Origin of the sequence: Vibrio sp. 10N.247.311.14, assembly GCF_041467715.1 — a bacterium.
In the GTDB taxonomy this organism is placed as follows: domain Bacteria; phylum Pseudomonadota; class Gammaproteobacteria; order Enterobacterales; family Vibrionaceae; genus Vibrio; species Vibrio crassostreae_C.
Genome location: NZ_JBFSVE010000113.1, coordinates 1 through 1,760 on the forward strand (window position 1 = coordinate 1; position 1,760 = coordinate 1,760).

Annotated in this window: 1 protein-coding gene; it reads right to left on the reverse strand. The window is 47.2% G+C overall.

What is annotated here, in order from left to right; translation table 11 throughout:
• Positions 1-8: 8 nt before the first annotated feature.
• Positions 9-1,301 (reverse strand): group II intron reverse transcriptase/maturase, encoded by a 1,293-nt coding sequence (ltrA, locus tag AB6F11_RS21630; protein ID WP_372179676.1) that lies wholly within the window; start codon positions 1,299-1,301, stop codon positions 9-11.
• Positions 1,302-1,760: the final 459 nt, after the last annotated feature.

Here is a 1,760-nt window from a genome sequence, read left to right on the forward strand (position 1 = left end):
CCGTCCTCTCACACCACCGTACAAGCGTGGGTCGCATACGGCGGTTCCGAATATACTTTCAGTGACTCGTACCCATCTCTTAGTGAGTACAGCCCCAACCCCTCGAACCATTTTATTGGCATGGCGTGATTAACCTGTGGCGTTGAAGCTAGATGCCACCAACCCTTATCTGACATCGCTAGCTTCCACGCATTACGCTCCGTTACACCTTGTCGCTGTAACCATATCGCTATGCTGTGTCTGCGTTTGCGCTGCTTTAGTCGGTAGCACCTTAATCTACGCCGTATCCATTCGTCTAAGCGCTGCATTGCACTTTTACTAACAGTAAGCTTGAAGTAGTGTTGCCATCCTCTTAGATATTGAGTTAACTCCGTGATTATCACCTGTAACTCTCGTCCTCGATTTCGCTTCGTTATCTGACGTACTCGCTTCTTCATTTGAGCTTGTGCCGTCTTCGATATCCCGATTCTTCCGTCTATCTGGAAGCGGTGGCTTAGGTAAGTTCGCTTTGTCACTCTCGTTGCTGCACTTTTCTTACGGTTTACCGTCAGCTTTAGTTTCTGCTCCAAGAACTCCGTTATCGACTCTCTGACTCGATGAGCGGCTTCCTCACTACGCACGTAGATTTGACAGTCATCTGCATATCGACAGAACTTATGCCCTCTACGCTCTAGCTCTTTATCCAGTTCATCTAATACAATATTTGATAGTAGCGGAGATAATGGCCCACCCTGGGGTGTGCCTCGTTGTCTCTGCTCAACTAGTCCATGTCGCATTATGCCTACCTGTAGGTATGACCTAATTAGCTTTAACACGCGTTTATCAGCAATATCTTGTGACAGCCTGTGCATTAGCCTATCGTGATTCACTGTATCGAAGTATTTTGCTAGGTCGATATCTACTACATAACCTCGACCCTCTCGGATGTAGCGACTGGCGGCCGACAATGCATGGTGCGCACTGCGGTTGGGTCTAAACCCGTAACTACTGTCGGAGAACTTCGGCTCATAGATACATGACAGCACTGATGTGATTGCCTGTTGGACTACCCTATCAAGGACTATTGGGATACCTAATTGCCTTACGCCACCACTAGCTTTGGGGATTTCTACACCAAGAACAGGTTGAGGTTGATAGCTTCCATCCAGAAGACTCTGGCGAAGCTCTTGCCCGTTTGATGCCTGTCGAAGTCTTGAGATAGTGGCGTTGATGTCGAGCTTGTCGACTCCTGCACACCCTTTGTTCTTCTTCACGCGTCTAAGAGCTTGATTCAAATTGGTTGAGGAGCAGATTTGCTCCATCAACGAAGTTGAGGTCACCAAGACTCGCCCTCCTGTCTACGCCGACCATGCTTGTCATTCTTCGTATCCATGAGCTTTACTTGCGGTATTGCCCTTTGGGACGTAGAGATGAGTTTCATCTTGCTATGACTCCACATGATTGAGTGTCTAGTGACTGCTTCTTGATATATTCAGTTCAGGCCTTCCTTTGAGTTGTACATTCTCAAAGTACTATGCCTTCTGCTGACTTCTTATTGCTCATCACACAACATCACTGCTGTATTAGTCTCTATTGAGACAAACCATAAGATCTCCCGAGGTAAGACGTTGTTCTTTCCCTTGGCTGTGCCTGATTTACCACTACACACTTCCCGTCGAGGCATTGGGCTATTCTATCTATGGCTAGGTTGCCCAAGTTGTAATGGCCTACTATCAGATTTCTGTTCGTCACAACCAAGTTTTGCCATTTGCTTCCTTCAG

What these genes read in the sequence shown, in the direction of transcription:
- ltrA (WP_372179676.1), bottom strand. Translation starts at nt 1,301, where the DNA reads ATGGAGCAAATCTGCTCCTCAACCAATTTGAATCAAGCTCTTAGACGC.